General features: G+C 66.6%; 13 protein-coding genes. 5 read left to right on the top strand and 8 right to left on the bottom strand.

Going from position 1 to position 18842, the window contains the following annotated elements:
• Positions 1-96 precede the first annotated feature (96 nt).
• Both AC1Z32_RS18490 and AC1Z32_RS18485 read right to left on the bottom strand, forming a co-directional pair.
• Positions 97-1413: an O-antigen ligase family protein gene (locus AC1Z32_RS18490; RefSeq protein ID WP_483479978.1), complete on the bottom strand. Its 1317-nt coding sequence runs from the start codon at positions 1411-1413 to the stop codon at positions 97-99.
• Entirely contained in the window at positions 1410-2546 is a 1137-nt protein-coding gene (locus AC1Z32_RS18485; RefSeq protein ID WP_483479977.1) for a glycosyltransferase family 9 protein, read from the bottom strand. The genes AC1Z32_RS18490 and AC1Z32_RS18485 overlap by 4 nt, the downstream gene beginning before the upstream one ends.
• A gap of 356 nt (positions 2547-2902) precedes the next feature.
• Here AC1Z32_RS18485 and AC1Z32_RS18480 point away from each other — a divergent pair, with 356 nt between their 5' ends.
• Complete coding sequence (locus tag AC1Z32_RS18480) at positions 2903-3664, top strand: glycosyltransferase family 2 protein (RefSeq protein WP_483479976.1); 762 nt, start codon at positions 2903-2905, stop codon at positions 3662-3664.
• Between the two features lie 5 nt (positions 3665-3669).
• On the opposite strand, the gene AC1Z32_RS18475 is transcribed toward AC1Z32_RS18480, so the two are convergent.
• Both AC1Z32_RS18475 and dnaE read right to left on the bottom strand, forming a co-directional pair.
• Positions 3670-4734 carry a glycosyltransferase family 4 protein gene (locus AC1Z32_RS18475; protein ID WP_483479975.1) on the bottom strand — a complete coding sequence of 355 codons (1065 nt, stop codon included), beginning with the start codon at positions 4732-4734 and terminating at the stop codon, positions 3670-3672.
• Positions 4734-8264 carry a DNA polymerase III subunit alpha gene (gene dnaE, locus AC1Z32_RS18470; RefSeq protein ID WP_483479974.1) on the bottom strand — a complete coding sequence of 1177 codons (3531 nt, stop codon included), beginning with the start codon at positions 8262-8264 and terminating at the stop codon, positions 4734-4736. The genes AC1Z32_RS18475 and dnaE overlap by 1 nt, the downstream gene beginning before the upstream one ends.
• Positions 8265-8474: 210 nt before the next feature.
• Between dnaE and AC1Z32_RS18465 the strand changes: the two genes are divergently transcribed.
• Together AC1Z32_RS18465 and gluQRS are read left to right on the top strand one after the other, a co-directional pair.
• Positions 8475-9338 (top strand): sulfurtransferase, encoded by an 864-nt coding sequence (locus AC1Z32_RS18465; RefSeq protein WP_483479973.1) that lies wholly within the window; start codon positions 8475-8477, stop codon positions 9336-9338.
• Between the two features lie 17 nt (positions 9339-9355).
• Entirely contained in the window at positions 9356-10225 is an 870-nt protein-coding gene (gene gluQRS / locus AC1Z32_RS18460; protein WP_483479972.1) for a tRNA glutamyl-Q(34) synthetase GluQRS, read from the top strand.
• A 72-nt stretch (positions 10226-10297) separates the two neighbouring features.
• Here the strand turns inward: gluQRS and AC1Z32_RS18455 are convergent, their stop codons facing one another.
• From AC1Z32_RS18455 to purT, 4 genes are all read right to left on the bottom strand, one after another.
• Complete coding sequence (locus AC1Z32_RS18455; RefSeq protein WP_483479971.1) at positions 10298-11800, bottom strand: DEAD/DEAH box helicase; 1503 nt, start codon at positions 11798-11800, stop codon at positions 10298-10300.
• Positions 11801-12277: 477 nt separating this feature from the next.
• A complete protein-coding gene (locus tag AC1Z32_RS18450) occupies positions 12278-12634 on the bottom strand; it encodes an MliC family protein (RefSeq protein WP_483481674.1) in 357 nt (118 codons plus the stop codon).
• Positions 12635-12678: 44 nt separating this feature from the next.
• Positions 12679-12849: a DUF6726 family protein gene (locus tag AC1Z32_RS18445; protein WP_483479970.1), complete on the bottom strand. Its 171-nt coding sequence runs from the start codon at positions 12847-12849 to the stop codon at positions 12679-12681.
• A 37-nt stretch (positions 12850-12886) separates the two neighbouring features.
• Positions 12887-14119: a formate-dependent phosphoribosylglycinamide formyltransferase gene (gene purT, locus AC1Z32_RS18440; RefSeq protein WP_483479969.1), complete on the bottom strand. Its 1233-nt coding sequence runs from the start codon at positions 14117-14119 to the stop codon at positions 12887-12889.
• Positions 14120-14535: 416 nt separating this feature from the next.
• Between purT and AC1Z32_RS18435 the strand changes: the two genes are divergently transcribed.
• Both AC1Z32_RS18435 and AC1Z32_RS18430 read left to right on the top strand, forming a co-directional pair.
• Complete coding sequence (locus AC1Z32_RS18435; protein WP_483481673.1) at positions 14536-15018, top strand: META domain-containing protein; 483 nt, start codon at positions 14536-14538, stop codon at positions 15016-15018.
• 205 nt (positions 15019-15223) lie between these two features.
• On the top strand, positions 15224-18841 hold the full coding sequence (locus tag AC1Z32_RS18430; protein ID WP_483479968.1) for an FtsK/SpoIIIE family DNA translocase: 3618 nt from the start codon (positions 15224-15226) through the stop codon (positions 18839-18841).
• The last annotated feature ends 1 nt before the right edge of the window (position 18842 follow it).

Genomic DNA, 18842 nt, shown 5'->3' with positions numbered 1-18842 from the left:
AAGTGCGCCGGTTCGATTCGCGGTGCGGATCAGCACACGAGAATCCGCCATTCTAATCCTGTGGGCGGCGCGGTCGAATGAAGGCGTCCGGAGCGCCTATGGCCGCGGATTAGCCGTTTCGGTTGCGGTTGCGGCAGCGCCGCGCGGCGGCGGCAGCCGGCCCGTCAGGCGTTCGCCGCGGCCGAGCATCAGCCCGGCGAAGCACCAGAACGCGAGCGCGGTGGTCTGCCACATGAAATCGTCGGTGGAGTTTTTTGCGATCATCCCGCCGACCAGCGCGATGCCGCCCGCTGCAAGCCACGGCAACTCGCGCCTCAGCCGCCAGAAGCGGATCACGAGCCCGACGAAAAGCGCCGCTTCCAGCACGACGCCGACGACGCCCGTCTCGAGCCAGGTGTTCAGGAACAGGTTGTGGGCGTGTGTGAGCGCCTGCGGCTCGGCGGCGAGCAGTCGCGGCGGCATCTGCTTCCTGTAAACCTCGCCCGGCAGCGGCTTGCCGAAGCCGATGCCGATCCACGAATGCGGCTCGCCGACCTTGCCGTAGAAGGCCCACAGGCGCGGACGCGTGTCGGCTGCGATGGTGTCGCCGATGCCCGGCAGGAACGACGGCACCGGAACGCGATCGCCTTCGATCGTCACGCCGTGCGCGGCCAGCGAAGGCGGCAACTGAGCGAAGCGGCTGCGCGAGCTGAATTCGAGCGTGCCGATCGCCGCGATGCCGACGATCGAAAGGGCCACTGCCGCAAGCACCATGTGCCGCCGATAGAGCGGATACAGCGCGATCGCGAGCGTGACGAACGCTGCAAGCCCGAAGAAGCGGTTGAGCGTCGCAACCCCGATGAACACGCAGAGCAGCACGCCCGTCACGCCGATCACGCGCCACTTGCCTCCGAGCATCATCCCGGTGAAGAGCGCCATCGCGAAGAGCGCGATCGTGCTTGTGTGACCGACGCGGTTGTAGTAGTGCAGCATGAAGGTATCGGCGGTGGGCGGCTGCAGTTGCCCCCAATACACGACGCTGATCACGGCGACGAGCGCGCAGCCGAGCCAGTGCGCCACGACCAGACGCTCGGGTTTCGCCATGCGCGCGCCCACGAGCCAGAAGCCGAAGAAGGCGAAGAGCGGATACAACACTTCGTCCAGCCACGCGTGCATGCTCTCGGACGGATACGCCGACCACGACACCGATGCGAGCGCCCACGCGGCCCAGAGCACGACGGGCGCGAGCAGCGGCCAGCGCAGCGGCGAAGGCGCGCCGCGCGTCACCGCCACCGCGATCGTGCCGATGCCGACGAAACCGAGCGCAATGTTCTCGAACGCCGTCATGTGTGCGAACGCGACGACGAAGAGAATGACGGGCGCGCCGATCCAAAGAAACCAATCCGGCTGGAAACGATACGATTTTGTCGTCATAGACCTTCCGTCAACATCTCCTCGAGTGCCCGGCTCACCGCATCGAGCGAGATGAGGCCCATGCATTCGGCGTGATCGCCGCGCCACGCGACGCACGTCGTTTCGTTGCGGTCGCAGCGGCGCACCCACGACACGCGCCGTCGAAAGATGAATGGCTCGTCGCGGCACGGCATGTCGACGATGGTAACCGGCCTGAAGGGCGCATCGCGCCAGAACTCGCCCGCGCCGTGGATCATTGCGTTGCCGGGCCCGAAGAGCGTGACGGTCGGCACGCCCACCATGCGCCCCAGATGCGCGACGCCCGTGTCCGGGCAGACGATCGCGCGCGCCCGCGCGAACAGTTGCCACAGCTCGCCGAGCCCCACGCGGCCAGCGAAGTTCGCGTGCCGCCCTTCCGGATCGATCGCGCGGACCAGATCGACTTCGCCCGGACCGCCGCTCCATACCGGCGTGTAGCCCATCTGCTCGACGCGCTCGGCGAGCGCGCGCCAGCGATCGTGCGGCCAGCGCTTGACGGAAGTGCTCGCGCCGGGATGCAGCACCACATAGGGCCGCGCGAGCAGCGCTGCGTCCGCCTGCGCGAGCGGCGCACCGGCCGGCGCCGGCCAGTCCTTTACCCGATAGCGCGCCGGCGGCGGCCCTTCGATGAGCGTCGCGGCGATATCGGCCCATGCGGCGGGCTGCGCCGGATAGGGATGCGCTTCGTCGAGCGGCCAGTTCTTCCACGCGGGTGTATCGTCGCCATGTCCGACGATCCAGCGGCACTTCGCCGCGATGGCGAGCCACGCGTGACGGTTGTCGCCGACGACGATGCCGAGATCGTACGGGCCGGACCTCAGCACGGCCGAAACGCTCGCGGTGTCGCGCGGATCGAACGGCAGCGCTTCGGCGCCGTAGGGCCGTCCGGCATAGAGCGGCACGATCGCCTTCGGACATGTGAGCGCGATGCGCGCATGCGGATAGCGATCGCGCAGCTTCGCGACGAGCGGCGTCAGCAGCAAGGTGTCGCCGAGCAGCAGATGATGCGCGATCAGGATGCTCGACACATCGGCCGGGCGACGGCGGAACGCCTTGAACGCAAGCTTGGGTAGCGCTCGGGCAATGATGCGGATGCGCCCGGAGAGTCGGCTCATAGAATCAGAACAGGATTGCTCACGCCCGGCTCGCGGGCGGGACAGGCGCGATGCGCGCTCCCGTTTGCAGGTGGAGCTCGCCTGGCCGCTTTGTTTTCATGGATATCAATGCGGCTCGCGAAGTGAAAATCGGATCATTAAGGACGGCTGTGATGCAACCAAACCCGCCTCGGCCGATCTGTTGCTACGCGCGCCAGTCAGGCACACTATCGGCCTCTATCCACCCTGACAACAAAAAGAGGCCCGCGGCCTCTTTACTCTTCACGTCTGGTCTGAGCATGGCGCAATGCCTCGCATGACGCCGTGCCCCACCAGTATTCAATAATTATACCAACACGCACGCCGGTCCACGCTCCATGTCCCGCACAACGCTTGGCATCGCCATCATCACCTACAACGCGGCCGCGCGGCTCGCGCAATGCCTGCAGGCCGTCTCTTTCGCCGATGAAATCGTCGTCGTCGACGGCGGCAGCACCGACGCGACCGCAGGTATCGCAGAGGCGCATCGCGCGCGCGTGATCGAGGCGCGCGACTGGCCGGGCTTCGGCCCGCAGAAGAACCGCGCGCTCGACGCGCTCTCGACCGACTGGGTTCTTTCCATCGATGCCGACGAAATCGTGTCGCCGGAACTGGCCGACTCGATCCGCGCCGCGATCACCGATCCGCAGGCGGACGTCTACGCGGTCGACCGCCTCTCGAGCTTTTGCGGCGTGTGGGTGAAGCACAGCGGCTGGTATCCGGACTGGATTCCGCGGCTGTTCCGGCGCGGCACGGCGCGCTTCTCGCCCGATCTGGTGCACGAGCGGCTCGTGCTGTCCACGGGCAAGCCCGTCTTGCGCCTGTCCGGCAAGCTGATGCACTACTCTTACGAGGATTTCGAAGCGGTTTTGCGCAAGCTGGACGCGTACTCGAGCGCCGGCGCCCAGCAGCGGCACGCCGCGGGCAAGCGCGGCAGCTTCGGCATTGCGCTCGCGCGCGGCGCGTGGGCGTTCGTGCGAACCTATGTGCTGCGGCGCGGTTTTCTCGACGGCAAGACCGGCTTCATGATCGCGGCATTCAACGCGCAGACCGTCTATTACCGCTTTCTGAAGCTCGCGCACCTGAACGAAGTGCGCTGAACGTTTCAGCGCTTCTGGCGGATGTCGCTCGCGAGCCCGATCAGCGCGCGCACGTGCGAATCGACGCTCGTGTCGTAGCGCACGGTCTCGCCAGAGACGCGCGCATCGCCGCGCCGCGCCGCGATGGCATCGAGCACCGTGCGGCGCAGGTCGCCGGCGTCGCCGGATTTGAAGACGTGCTTCGCGCCATCCGCGATGGCATCGCAGCAGCCGATGCACGCGGGAAAGATCACCGGCGTGCCGCACATCACCGATTCGATGCCGACGAGCCCGAACGGCTCGTAGCTCGACGCGAGAATCGTGAAATCCGCCGCGCGGTACGCATCCTCGATGTTCTTCGCATATCCCACATAGCGGACGTTCGCCGCGGGATGCTCGGGCGCGCGGCCCGCGACCGCGACGACCACGTTCATGCCGGCGAGCGCCTTTTCGATCAGCGGCAGGCCCTTGCGCACATGACTGCTCGACGGAAACAGCAGCACGGTTTCATCGGCTTTGAAACCGAACTGCCCGCGCAGGCGCGCGCGTTGCGCGGCATCGACCGGAGAGAAGCGCGCGCCGTCGACGGGCGGATAGAGCACGCGGATTTTTTTATCGTCGATGCCATAGAGCGTGCGAAGCTCGTCGCGCATCATGTCCGAATGCGCGACGATCACCTGTGCCTGCGCGTACTGGCGGCGCTCCAGCGCGATCTGCCGCGTGTCCGAGCGCTTCTCCCGCCGCCCCGTCGCGCGCAGAAAGCCGATATGCGTGCCGCCGCAAATGGCGATTTCCGACCCTTCCACGCGATTGCAGCCGATCAGCACATCGACCTTCGCTTTCCTGCGCGCGCGCTTCAGCGCCCACGAGAAATACGCGTCGCGCAGCTTGCCGGGCAGAAGCGACACCTTGATTCGATGCGGCTCGATCAACCGGCTTTCGGGCAGAGACATATCGATCTTGCGCGCGAAGAACGCGGGCCTCTGCTTGCCGTCGAATCCCGCGGCGGCGAGGCCGCGCACGAGATCCATGGCATAGCGCTCGAGGCCGCCGGAATGCTTCAGCGCATTCGCCGATATGCCGATACGCATCAGTAGACGATTTCGATCGCGCTGCCCGCGAATTCGCCGCGCAGCGCCGTGATGAGATCGTCGGTGGGCTTGACCCGCCACGCGTCGCCGAGGCGCACCTCGCCTTCGGCGTGCTCGCTGCGATAGACGATGCTCACGTTCAGACCGTTCGGAATTGGCGCGGACTGTCGCTGCCGGCCGTTCTCTCTTGCAGGTGCGGGCGGCGGCGCTTCAGCTTGCGCGCCGGCAGCATGCGCTTCGAGGACACGGCGCAGACGCAGCGCGTCGGCGTTGCCATTCATCTCGACCTTCACGGACTGCGCGTAGCGGCTGCGCGCGCGCTCGAGATCCATCGCGGTATCGACGGTGAAGCGGATGCCGCCCGTGAACGCGTCGTTGCGCGCCATGCCTTGCACGACGAGCAGCTCGTCTTCCTTGAAGAGCGCCTTGTTCGCTTCGAACTGCTCGTTGAAGACGGTGACTTCGCACTGGCCGCTGCCGTCGTCGAGATTGACGATCAGCATCTTGCCGCGCTGGGTCATCTGCGTGCGCATCGCGGAGATCACGCCCGCGACGAGCTTGTCGCGCCCTTCCTTCAGTTCGCCGATCTTCTGGCGCACGAAGCGGCGCACTTCGCCCTTGTAGGCGTCGAACAAGTGGCCCGACAGATAGAAGCCGAGCGCGGTCTTCTCTTCCTGCAGGCGCTTCTTGTCGGACCACTCGGGTTCGTCGATGAGCTCGTGCCTGGCGAGCGGCGCGTCGCCCATGTCGAAGAGGCCGGCCTGCATCGCGTTGGCGGCGGCCTGATCGGCGGCTTCCATCGCGAGCGGGACGGACGCGAGCAGTTGTGCGCGATTCGCGTGCAGCGTGTCGAACGCGCCCGAACGAATCAACGCTTCCACCGTTCGACGGTTCACCACGCGGCGGTCGATGCGCTCGCAGAAATCGAACAGATCGACGAACGGGCCGTCCTCGCGCGCGCGCAGGATTTCCTCGATCGCGTTCTGGCCGCTGCCCTTCACGGCGCCCAGACCGTAGCGGATGGTCTTCGAGCGCGTGCCGTCGGCTTGTCCGACGGGCTCGAAGCGATACGCCGACTGGTTGATGTCCGGCGGCAGCACCTTCATGCCGTTCGTCGCGCAGTCCTCGAAGAGGATCTTCACCTTGTCGGTGTCGTCCATGGCGAGCGACATATTGGCCGCCATGAATTCGGCCGGATGATGCGCCTTCAGCCACGCCGTGTAATACGCGAGCAGCGCATACGCGGCCGCGTGCGACTTGTTGAAGCCGTAGCCCGCGAACTTCTCCATCAAGTCGAAGATTTCGTCGGACTTCCCGCGCGTGAGGCCGTTCTTGGCCGCGCCTTCCGCGAACAGTTCGCGGTGCTGCGCCATTTCCTCGGGCTTCTTCTTGCCCATCGCGCGACGCAGCAAGTCCGCGCCGCCGAGCGAGTAGCCGCCGATGATCTGCGCCATCTGCATCACCTGCTCCTGATAGACCATGATGCCGTAGGTCTCTTTCAGAACAGGCTCGACACGCGGATCCGGATACTCGACGATCTCGCGCCCGTGCTTGCGCGCGCAGAAGCTCGGGATCAGGTCCATCGGGCCCGGCCGGTACAGCGCCACGAGCGCGATGATGTCCTCGAAGCGGTCCGGCTGCGCGTCCTTCAGCATGCCCTGCATGCCGCGGCTTTCCAGCTGGAACACGGCGACGGTGTTCGCTTTCTTGAGAATCGAGAACGATGCCGGATCGTCCAGCGGCACCTGCGCCAGATTCCAGTCCTTCTTCGACGGATCGAGACGGCGGATGTACCGCTCGGCCCAGTCCAGAATGGTGAGCGTGGTCAGGCCCAGAAAGTCGAACTTCACGAGGCCGACGGCTTCGACATCGTCCTTGTCATACTGACTGACGACGCCGCCGTCCTCGCCCTGCGTATAGAGCGGACAGAAATCCGTGAGCTTGCCCGGCGCGATCAGCACGCCGCCCGCGTGCATGCCCACGTTTCGCGTGAGCCCTTCCACGCGCTGCGCGAGTTCGAGCAGCTGATGCACTTCGTCTTCGGAATCGAAACGCTCCTGCAGCGTCGGCTCTTCCTTCATCGCATCCGCGATGGTCACATGCTTGCCCGGCTTGAACGGAATCAGCTTCGCGACGCCGTCGGTGAACATGTAGCCGAGATCGAGCACGCGGCCGATATCGCGCACCGCGGCCTTCGCGGCCATCGTGCCGAAGGTCGCGATCTGCGAAACCGCATCCGCGCCGTACTTGCCCTTCACGTACTGAATGACGCGGTCGCGCCCTTCCTGGCAGAAGTCGATATCGAAGTCGGGCATCGACACCCGTTCCGGATTCAGGAAGCGCTCGAACAGCAGGTTGTAGCGCAGCGGATCCAGATCCGTGATGCCGAGCGCATACGCAACGAGCGAGCCCGCGCCCGAGCCCCGGCCCGGACCGACCGGCACGCCGTTGTTCTTCGCCCACATGATGAAGTCGGCGACGATCAGGAAGTAGCCCGGAAAGCCCATCTTGATGATGGTGCCGCACTCGAAGTCGAGGCGCGCGTAATACGTCTCGCGCTGCGCGGCGCGCTCGCTTTCATCGGGATAAAGCTGCTGCAGGCGAACTTCCAGCCCTTCCTTCGACAGCTGCACGAGGTAATCGTCGAGCGACATGCCATCGGGCGTCGGGAAAAGCGGCAGCTTCGGCTTGCCGAGTTCGAGCGTGAGATTGCAGCGCTTGGCGATTTCGACGGTGTTCGCGAGCGCCGACGGAATGTCCTCGAACAGCGCGCACATCTCGTCCTGCGTGCGGAAAAACTGATCCTGCGTGAAGCGCTTCTGGCGACGCGGATTCGCGAGGATATCGCCTTCCGAAATGCACACGCGCGCTTCGTGCGCGGTGAAGTCGTCGGGCGTCATGAACTGCATCGGATGCGTGGCGACCACCGGCAGCTTCAGCTTCGCGGCGAGCTTGACGGCTTCCTGAACGTAGCCCTGCTCGCCCGGCTGACCGGCGCGCTGCAACTCGATATAGAACGCGTTCGGAAAAAGCTTCGACCAGCGCTCGGCATTGCGTTGCGCGCTGGCCGCATTGCCGGCCGCGAGCGCCATGCCGATATCGCCCGTCTGCGCGCCCGACAGCGCCAGCAGCCCTTCGGCCAGACCTTCTTCGAGCCACTCGATCATCACTTCGGCGCGGCCGCGATACTGGTTCGTCAGCCATGCGCGGCTCAACAGCTCGCACAGGTTGAGATAGCCCCGCTTGTCGCGCACGAGAAGAAGGAGGCGCGAGGGCTTGTCGCGATCGTCGGGATTGGTGATCCAGACGTCGCAGCCGGCGATGGGCTTCACGCCCTTGCCGCGCGCTTCCTTGTAGAAGCGCACGAGACCGAATGCGTTGCCGAGATCGGTCAGCGCGAGCGCGCCTTGCCCGTCTTTTGCGGCAGCCTTGACGACGTCGTCCAGCCGCACGATGCCGTCGGCGATCGAGAATTCGGAGTGGACGCGGAGATGAACGAAGCGGGGATCTGACATGGCGGTATTGTACATGCGGGCCATCTCGAAAACGGATGCCACGCGTGCGTTGGCTGAACGGATAAGGCCTGCGCGCGCCGCCGAAATTGCGCGCGCGCAAGGCCTCGCGAGGCACCGGGGCGAATCCGGGAAAGCCGCGCGCCGTTTGCGGGATAATACGGGTTTTGCGGCGGATTTCCGTCCGCACTTTTTACCCGTTACAGCCGTTTTGCGCTTCATCCGACCATGAGCATCCTGAACCTCTCCGCCTACAAATTCGTCACCATCGAAGACGGCCCCGCCTGGCGGCCGCTCGTCACCGAACGCTGCAACGCGCTCGGTCTGAAAGGCACGATTCTGCTGGCTCCGGAGGGCATCAATCTTTTCATTGCGGGGCCGATTGCCCAAGTCCGCGAGTTCATCGACTACCTGCGCACGGACGCGCTCTTCGGCGGGCGCTTCGCCGATCTTCAATTCAAGGAAAGCCTGTCCGCGAAGCAGCCGTTCCGCCGCATGCTGGTCAAGCTGAAGCGCGAAATCATCACGATGAAAAAGCCCGCGATCAAGCCGGAACTCGGCCGCGCGCCCGCCGTCGATGCGCCCACGCTGAAGGCCTGGCTCGACCGCGGCCACGACGACGCCGGCCGCCCGGTCGTGATGCTCGACACGCGCAATGCGTTCGAAGTCGATGTCGGCACGTTCGATCAAGCGCTCGACTACCGCATCACGAAGTTCAGCGAGTTTCCGGAGGTCATCGAGCAGAATCGCGCGGACCTCGAAGGCAAGACGGTCGTGTCGTTCTGCACGGGCGGAATCCGCTGCGAAAAGGCCGCGATTCACATGAAGGAAGTCGGCATCGAGCATGTTTATCAGCTCGAAGGCGGCATTCTGAAGTATTTCGAGGAAGTGGGCGGCGCGCATTACACGGGCGAATGCTTCGTGTTCGACTACCGCACCGCGCTCGATCCGAACCTGCAGCCGACCGCGACCGCGCAATGCTTCGGCTGCCGCGCGGTGGTCAGCGTCGAAGATCAGCAATCGCCGTTCTACAAGCCGGGCGAAACCTGCCCCGCGTGCCATCCCGAGGCCAAGGTCAGTCAGGCGGCGTAACGCCCAATGAACGCCCCATGACCTATCGCGGCCGCTTCGCGCCCTCGCCTACGGGCCCGCTGCACGCGGGATCGCTCGTCAGCGCGCTCGCGAGTTTTCTCGATGCGCGCGCGCACGGCGGAAGCTGGATCGTGCGCATCGAGGACGTCGATGCCCCGCGCACCATGCCCGGCGCCGCCGATGACATCCTCGCGACGCTCGCGCACTTCGGCATGCATTCGGACGAGCCGCTCGTCTGGCAAAGCGAGCGCGGCGCGGCGTATCAGGCCGCGTTCGAGCGGTTGCAGATGGCGGGCTTCATCTATCCATGCGGCTGCACGCGGCGCGAGATCGCCGATTCGCTCGTGCACGCCCATGCGCGTCATGCCACGCTCGCCTATCCCGGCACGTGCCGCAACGGCCTACACGGAAAGCTTGCGCGCGCATGGCGGCTGCGCGTGCCGGACGGCGACGCGGCGCGCATCAGCTTTGTGGATCGCTGGCAAGGACAGCAGGCGCAGGATCTCGCCACGGAAGTCGGCGATTTCGCACTGAAGCGCGCGGACGGTCTGTGGGCGTATCAGCTCGCCGTGGTCGTCGACGACGCCGACGCGGACATCACCCACGTCGTGCGCGGCGCCGATCTCCTCGACTCGACCGCGCGGCAGGTCTATCTGCAACAGTGTCTCGGCGTGCCAACGCCGGCTTATCTGCACGTGCCGGTCGTCAACAACGAGATCGGCGAAAAGCTGAGCAAGCAGACGGGCGCCGCGCCGCTCGACCGGCACGCCCCGCTCGATGCGCTCGTCGAGGCGGCGCGGCATCTGGGCATCGAAGTATCGGCCGCCACGCCCGATGCTTTCTACAGCGCCGCGACAGCCGAATGGGCAAAGCGCTTCGGGCGCTAGATTCGTCCGAATGCAAAAAAGGCAGCCGCGCGGGCTGCCTCTTTCATTCGAACCACATTCGGAACACAGAGATCACGACGACTTGCGCGGCATCCCCAGGCCGCCCAGCAGCGCCGCAAGCGGCTGCTTCGGCGCGCTCTTGCGCTCGGGCTCGACCGCCTCCTCCTGGCGCTTCATCGCCGAGGGCGACGGCTCGTACGGCTTCAGGAAGAACTCGTCGATGGGCTGCTGACGGCCGCGCGGACGATCATGCGTACCGGTCGTGCGGCGGCGCGAACCGGCTTCGTCGCGCGATGCATGCCGATGCTCGCCGCGCTCGGGACGCCCGAAGCGCTCGTCACGGCGCGAAGACGAGCCGGAGCCCGAGCCCGAGCCGTCACGGCGCGCGCGCGTCGTCACTTCGAGCGGCTCGACGTCGAGCGGACGCTTGATCAGCTTCTCGATATCGGCAAGCTGCTTGCGCTCGTTCGCGCTGCACAGCGACAGCGCATCGCCCGATGCGCCCGCGCGCCCCGTGCGGCCGATGCGGTGGACGTAATCTTCCGCGTTGAACGGCAGATCGAAGTTGATGACAGCGGGCAACTCGGCGATATCGAGACCGCGCGCGGCGACGTCGGTGGCGACGAGCGCTTCGATCTCGCCGCGCTTGAACGCGTCGAGCGCCTGCATGCGCTCGCTCTGCGTGCGGTCGCCGTGAATCGCCGTCGCGACGATGCCGTCACGCTCCAGCACGCGCGCGAGCCGGCTCGCGCCGATCTTGCTGTTGCAGAACACGATCACCTGCTTCAGCTCGCGCTCGCGGATCAGTTGCGCGACGGCGCCGGACTTGTCGCTCTCGTGCACCTCGTAGACGATCTGGCGCACGTTCGCGTTCGTCGAATTGCTGCGCGCGACTTCGATCGTCTGCGGATTGCGCAGGTAAGTGGACGCGAGCTTCTTGATTTCAGCCGAAAACGTCGCCGAGAAAAGCAGCGTCTGGCGTTCTTTCGGCAGCAGATTCAGGATGCGCTGCAGGTCGGGCAGAAAGCCCATGTCGAGCATGCGGTCGGCTTCATCGAGCACGAGCATCTGCACCTGACCGAGATTCACGGTCTTTTGCTGCACGTGATCGAGCAGACGGCCCGGCGTCGCGATCAGGATTTCGACGCCGCGGCGCAGCGCATCGGACTGCGGATTCATGTCGACGCCGCCGAACACGACCGTGCTGCGCAGCGGCGTGTGCTTCGAGTAGGTCTGCACGTTGGCGGCGACCTGGTCGGCGAGCTCGCGCGTCGGCGTGAGCATCAGCGCGCGCACCGGATGGCGCGCGGGCGAGGCGCTCGTATTTGCCGAGGGCAGCAGACGCTGGATGATCGGCAGCGAAAAGCTCGCGGTCTTGCCGGTGCCGGTCTGCGCGGCGCCCATGACATCGCGGCCCGCGAGGACGACCGGAATCGCCTGCGCCTGAATGGGCGTGGGCGTGGTGTAGCCGGACTCGCGCACCGCTCTCAGGATGTCGGCGGACAAGCCGAACTGGTCGAACGTAGGCGCGGCGGCCTGTGCGGTGGACGTGCTCGTGGCGACGGGATCAGACATGGTGACTATATTGGCTTTCGCTAAAATGCCGCGCGATGCGGCGCGCGTGATAAATCGGTCGGCGGTCGGATGGTTCGGTCGATCGTCGCGATCGGTTGCTCACGCGGATGGATTTCGTTGGCGCACGCGGCGCGTCAGTCGTGCGCAATGTGCGCGGCGCTGGATGAGGCGGCCGGTTCATCGAGCCTGGCTCGCCCGTTCGAGCGCCGTCCGTTTCAGTTCGCGAGCCCGCGTTCCCAGATGGAACACGGCTTCGATGACGCCTTCAAGGCACGCGGCATCGCTCGTTCTCGTCAAGCGGCGGCTCGTTCCAAGCCCGTGCACCGCTCGAGCCGGCATCGACGGCGATGCCGGAAAATCCGGAATGCGGTCCGGCGGCGAGTTCACTACCGGAAAGCCGCACATTGTAGCACCGCCCGCCGAAGCGCTCCCGCGGCGCGCAGTGCGCGGCCGGCGGCATTCAGCCACGCGCCGCGCCTACTTCTTGCGCGCCTCGCAATCCGCAAGCAGCGGCGGCGCATCCTTCGCGGCCATCTCGTCATATAGATTGGCCTGCGGACCCTTGGTCCACCACGTGTATTGATCGGCGACGTATTTCGCGCCCGATCCCGCGACCACGTTCACGAACAGCAGCTTGCGCCCGTCGACGGTCAGCGCCGCGAAGCTCTGATGGTTGCGCGTATTGGTGTACTGCACCGACACGTTCTTGCCGTCCTTGCAGTCGTAGCGCGTGGTTTGCGTCGACGCGGTCTGGATCTGCGGCACGGTGAGCGGCATCGCGAATGCCGCCCCGGCGACGAGCGACGTGAAGGTAAGCGCGAGAAGTGTCTTCATCATTCGATCCGCGATTCGTTGGAAGTCGATGCGGGCATGGCCGTTCACGGATCGATCACGTCCGCGCACGCATCGGTCGGCGCGGCCGCGACGTGTCCGACGACCGGCACGATCTTGAGCCCCGCCGACACGATCCGGCACGGCGCCGCCGCGAGCCCGCAGCCCGAGAGGCCGAGGGATGCCGCGACGAGCGCGGCGAGCACTTTCCACTTCACGTTCAAGTCATTACCCCCGCCAGCGCGTGGACGCCGGTCATCTGGCCGAAACCGGCCTGACCTTCGACGCCGCGAGCTTCGCGCGCTCGCGCGCTTCGTCCGTGTCGGCGCCCGTCGCGAGCGCGACGCCCATGCGGCGCTTCGCGAAGCTCTCTGGCTTGCCGAAGAGCCGCAAATCCGCGCCGGGCACGGCGAGCGCCTGCGCGACGCCTTCGAACGCGATGCCCTTTTCGTCCAGCCCGCCGTAGATCACGGCGGACGCGCCCGGCGCGCGCAAGGCGGTATCGACGGGCAAGCCGAGGATCGCGCGCGCATGCAGTTCGAACTCGGAGAAGCGCTGCGTCGCGAGCGTGACGAGGCCGGTGTCGTGCGGGCGCGGGCTGACTTCCGAGAACCAGACGTCGTCGCCGCGCACGAAGAGCTCGACGCCGAAGAGCCCGCGGCCGCCGAGCGCGGTCGTCACCTTGGCGGCGACATCGCGCGACTTTTCGAGCGCAGCCGGGCTCATTGCCTGCGGCTGCCACGATTCGACGTAATCGCCCGCCACCTGGACATGGCCGATCGGTTCGCAGAAGTACGTCTGCGTCGCGCCGCTTTCAGCGTCCGCCGCGCGCACGGTGAGCTGCGTGATTTCGTATTCGAAGTCGATGAAACCCTCGACGATCACACGCCCGAAATTCACGCGGCCGCCCGCCATCGCATAGTTCCACGCGGGTTCGACATCGGCGTCGCTTTTCAGCACCGACTGCCCCTTGCCCGACGACGACATCACCGGCTTCACGACGCACGGAAAGCCGATTTTCGCGATCGCCGCCTTCATCTCGTCGAGCGATTGCGCGAACGCATAAGGCGATGTCGGCAGGCCGAGCTCCTCGGCCGCGAGACGGCGAATGCCCTCGCGGTTCATCGTGAGCTGCGTGGCGCGGGCCGTCGGAATGACGGTCGCGAGGCCGGCCGCTTCGATATCCGCGAGCGCGTCGGTGGCGATCGCCTCGATCTCCGGCACGATCAGATGCGGCTGTTCCTTTTCGACGAGCGCGCGCAGCGCGGCGGCGTCGGTCATGTCGATCACGTGCGCACGATGCGCGACCTGATGCCCCGGCGCGTTCGCATAACGATCGACCGCGATCACTTCGACGCCGAGGCGCTGCAGCGCGATGATCACTTCCTTGCCGAGCTCGCCCGCGCCGAGCAGCATCACGCGCGTGGCGTTGGGGGAAAGCGGCGTGCCGATGCGCAGGGCGTCAGCGCGGAGTGGATCGGTCTGCATGAGTGCTCCGGAATGAATCGGGTAATGAGGCCAATGAAGCTTCATGTGAAGCGGAAAGCGGCGAATTGGGCGCGATGTTAACACGCAGCGCCCGCAGCGACACTTTGCCGTCCGGTCTATTGACAGCGTCGTCACAAGCGGTATTGACACACGAATGCGCATTGGAATTCCCCGCGCGGGCGCGATCGTTGAAAGCGCGTGAACAGTGGGCCCGTTCATTTTGTTGCAAGCGAAAGCTGGACAAATCGTAGGACGAGTGCGATACGCTTACGGTTTAGCCAGCTTCAGGATCATCGATGCCCACGCACTTCCTTCGCGCGCCAGCCTCCACGCCGGTTTCCCGGTCGCCGCGCTCATCGTCCGGTTTCCTGTCGCGCCGCAAAGAAGCGCTTTCGCTGGTTTCCCGCGCATGCGCGATGCTCATCGCGGCGGGCGTCGTCGCGGGCTGCGCGATGCCGAAGCATCCCGATGCGAGCGCGCCGCTCACCGATCCCTATAATCCCGCCGCCACGCAACTGCTCGACGACACGCAGTGGGAGCTCGCGAGCTGGACTGACGCGGCCGGCCAGCCGCGCGCGGTGCCGCAAGCGGGTCAGGACAACGCGCAGCCCATCACGCTCGATCTGTCGACCGCGAGCGGCCATCGCCGGGCAAGCGGTTTCTCGGGCTGCAACCGCTTCAGCGGCACATACGCGCTGAAGGACGGCAAGCTCAGCTTCGGCCCGCTCGCCGGCACGCGCATGGCGTGCGTATCGGGCGCAGGCGCCGCGCTGGAGCGGCCGTATCTCGACGCGCTCGCGCATGTCGCGAAGAGCGGCGTGCAGATGAACCCGCCGCAAGCGTTGCAACTGACGCTCGACGACGGTCAGGTGCTGACCTTCACACCGCGCGCGAAGTGAATGCCGCGTGCGCGCGTGCGCCGCACGCTTTTATCGAACACAGGTGTTGCGTACTTGCGGCACCTGCTTCGTGCGCGTGCCGCAGCCGTTAAACTGCTCGATCGACCAGCCCGGCCGGCACGCGCGATAGCTGCGGGCAGGCCGCGGTCCCTGGATTGCAGTCACATTCGTTTCACCCAACATTGATTCATTCTCAAGCATGCACATGGTAGTTCTCGGCTGGTTCGGTGCATCGGTCATCTGGTTCCTCGCGCTCTTCTGGCGCCTCGTCAAACTGGTGCTGCCGGGCGGTGGCGGCGGGCGCGGCCCCGGCACGATCCGCCTATGGCTCGGCTTTGTCGCCGTGCTGCTCTCGAGCAGCACGCTCGAAGGCGCGCTCGTGAACGCGCTCGAAACGCAGACGGACATCAACCGCCTCGGAAGGGCGCTCGCCTCGGCGCTGAGCGCGCTCGCGCATCCGGGCGGCGCAACCGCGATCGCGGCGATCGTGCTCGCGATCTTCCTGCCCTGGCTCATCGAGTTCAGCTGGCGCTCGGTGCTCGCCTGGGCCGACGAGGCATTCGGCTTCGGCCTGCCGCAAAGCTGGCTCACGCCGCGAGAACGCGATCCCGAACCTCGTCAAGCCGCGCCGAAACGCGAAAAAGCGCCCGGCTGGTTCGAGCGCCGTTCCCGCGCGAAAGCCTCGCGCGATACCCAGGAACGCGGCCATCGCGCCGAACGTTTCGATGCGCCGCAGTCGCGCATTTCACCCGACGAGCCGACGCTCGGTCTTCCGACCGGTGGCCGCGGCAGCCGTTATCAGCGGCCGACCGTGTGGCGTCCGCCCTCGGTGGGCAAGGGCGCCGCGAATCGTGCGGCGAGCGCCGGCACGAGCGCCATTGCCACCGCCGAGGCTTATGCCAAACGTCCGGCGTTCGAAGCAGCCGGCGTCTCGCCCCCGTTGCCGCAGATGGAGCCGGTCGCTCCCCTGGGCTGGCTGGATCACTCCGAGTCGCCGGCGAACGGCGATGGCCGCACGCAGTATCCGCCGCGCCGGGCATCCGCGTTCGAACCTTCGGGCTCGGGCCTGCGCGCATCCGTCGCCACCGAAAAGCCGCGCGTCCCGACGCCGCCGCTGGCCGCGCCGCGAACCGAGCCCGCGCGCAGACCGGTGACTTCGATGCCCGCGCAGCGCGCAGCGGGCATGGCGAGCATGTCCACGTCCACCGCGACGGGGGTGAACCCGGCGCGCAAACCGTCCGTGCCGCAATCGCCGCAGGGTCTCAGACGCCCTGCCGTGCGCCCCGCCGCAGTCGCCGCAACACGCGAGTTCGCGCCCGAGCCGCTCGCCGCGCCCGCCTTCTCGCGCCCGGCTACGTCGCTCGGGCCGCCCACGCCGCCGCCCGCGCCCGATGCGATTCAGGCGACGCTGCGCTCGATCGAAGAGAAGGCCGCGCTGTGGACGTCGCTGGCCGGCGCGAGTCTCGCTCGCGGCCATGTGGCGATGACGCGCGCCGGACAGTCCGTCATCGAGCCGAGCGCCGAAGCGTCGGCGCCGTTGAACGTCGATGCCGCGATGCCGGACATCGTCGAGGCGGAGCATGAGGCGCGCGCGGAACCGGAAACCACGACGACGCCCGCCGAGGTCCCGGAGACGCCGGAAATGCCGGAAGGACCGGAAGGACCGGAAATCGACGAGCGCATCGAATCGCCGCTGATCGATGCCCACGCGATCGCGCCCGCGCTCGTCGAACCGCCGCCGCTCTTCGACTTCCGCCTGCCGAAGCCGGCCATTCCCGACGTCGCGCTCGCGATGACCGATACGCCCGCGTCTATCGACCCGGTCGCGCCGCCTGCAAGCGACGAGGAGCCGATGCAAGCGCCGCAGCCCGAGGAACCCGTCGTCGGACAAACCGCGCATGAAGCGATGCCGTCCGCGCCGCCGCCCGAGTCGAACGAGGCGAAACCCGCGCCGCTCGCCGAAGAACCGCCAAAAGAGCCGCACTTCCGCGAGATCACGCCGACGCCCCCGTGGCTGGACGCTTTCGAGTCCAGCGAGGACGGCAACGAGCCCCCTGCCCCGCCGCTCTTGCGTATCGTCGACGAGCCGGAGGCCGAGCTCGAAGCGCCAGCCGAGGAGGAAGAGGAACAGCCCATCGCCGAGCGTCAGGCGGTGGGCGACGAATTCGCGTCGCCGTCGAACATCGTGCGCTTCCCGGGCGCCGTCAGCACGGCCATCACCACGGCAGCACCGGCCGCAGCGGCCGCACCCGGCGCTCAGCCCGCCCCGTCCGAGCCGCGCGCGCCCGTGCGCGCCTCCGCGCCGAATGGATTCGAATTCCACGCGCCGCACGCATCGTCGGTAGAGCTGCCGACGCTCGATCTGCTCGAGCCCGCCTCCGGCGAAATCGAACCGGTCTCGGAAGAGCGCCTGAACGAAACGGGCCAGTTGATCGAGCAGCGTCTGCAGGAATTCAAGGTGCCGGTGACGGTGGTCGGCGCGTCCGCGGGTCCGGTCATCACGCGTTTCGAGGTCGAGCCGGCGCTCGGCGTGCGCGGCAGCCAGATCGTCGGGCTGATGAAGGATCTCTCGCGCGGCCTCGGCCTCACGTCGATCCGCGTCGTCGAGACGATTCCCGGCAAGACCTGCATGGGTCTCGAGCTGCCGAATCAGAAGCGCCAGATGATTCGCCTCTCGGAGATTCTCGAGCAGGACGTCTATCGCAACTCGAAGTCGAATCTGACGATCGCGATGGGCAAGGACATCATCGGCAATCCGGTCGTCACGGATCTCGCGAAGGCGCCGCACATGCTGGTCGCGGGCACGACGGGCTCGGGCAAATCCGTCGCCATCAACGCGATGATCCTCTCGCTGCTCTACAAGGCGAAGCCCGAGGACGTGCGCCTCATCATGATCGATCCGAAGATGCTCGAGCTTTCCGTCTACGAAGGCATTCCGCATCTGCTCGCGCCGGTCGTCACCGACATGAAGCTCGCGTCGAACGCGCTGAACTGGTGCGTCGGCGAGATGGAGAAGCGCTACCGGCTGATGTCGGCGGTCGGCGTGCGCAATTTGCAGGGCTTCAACCAGAAGATCCGCAACACCGAGGCGGCGGGCAAGAAGCTCACGAACCCGTTCTCGCTCACCCCCGACGCGCCGGAGCCGCTGTCCACCTTGCCGCTCATCGTCGTGGTCATCGACGAGCTCGCGGACCTGATGATGGTCGCGGGCAAGCAGATCGAGCAGCTGATCGCGCGTCTCGCGCAGAAAGCGCGTGCGGCGGGCATCCACCTGATCCTCGCGACGCAGCGGCCTTCGGTGGACGTGATCACCGGCCTCATCAAGGCGAACATTCCGACGCGGGTCGCGTTCCAGGTGTCGTCGAAGATCGACTCACGCACGATTCTCGACCAGATGGGCGCGGAATCGCTGCTCGGCGCGGGCGACATGCTGTTCCTGCCGCCCGGCACCGGCTATCCGCAGCGCGTGCACGGCGCGTTCGTCGCGGACGACGAAGTGCATCGCGTGGTCGAGCATCTGAAGCAGTTCGGCGAGCCGGAGTACGAGGAAGGCATTCTTTCCGGGCCGACGGGTGAAGGGGGCGGCACGCAAGACCTCTTCGGCGATTCGCCCGACGCCGAAGCCGATCCGCTCTATGACGAAGCCGTGGCCTTCGTCGTGCGCACGCGGCGCGCGTCGATTTCGTCGGTGCAGCGGCAATTGCGCATCGGCTATAACCGCGCGGCGCGTCTCGTCGAGCAGATGGAAACGGCCGGCCTCGTCTCGCCGATGGGCACCAACGGCAACCGCGAAGTGCTCGCGCCGCCCGGACCGGCCGACTGAC

Source organism: Caballeronia sp. 11_S32, assembly GCF_056930355.1.
This window is presented reverse-complemented; position numbering and strand designations above follow the sequence as displayed.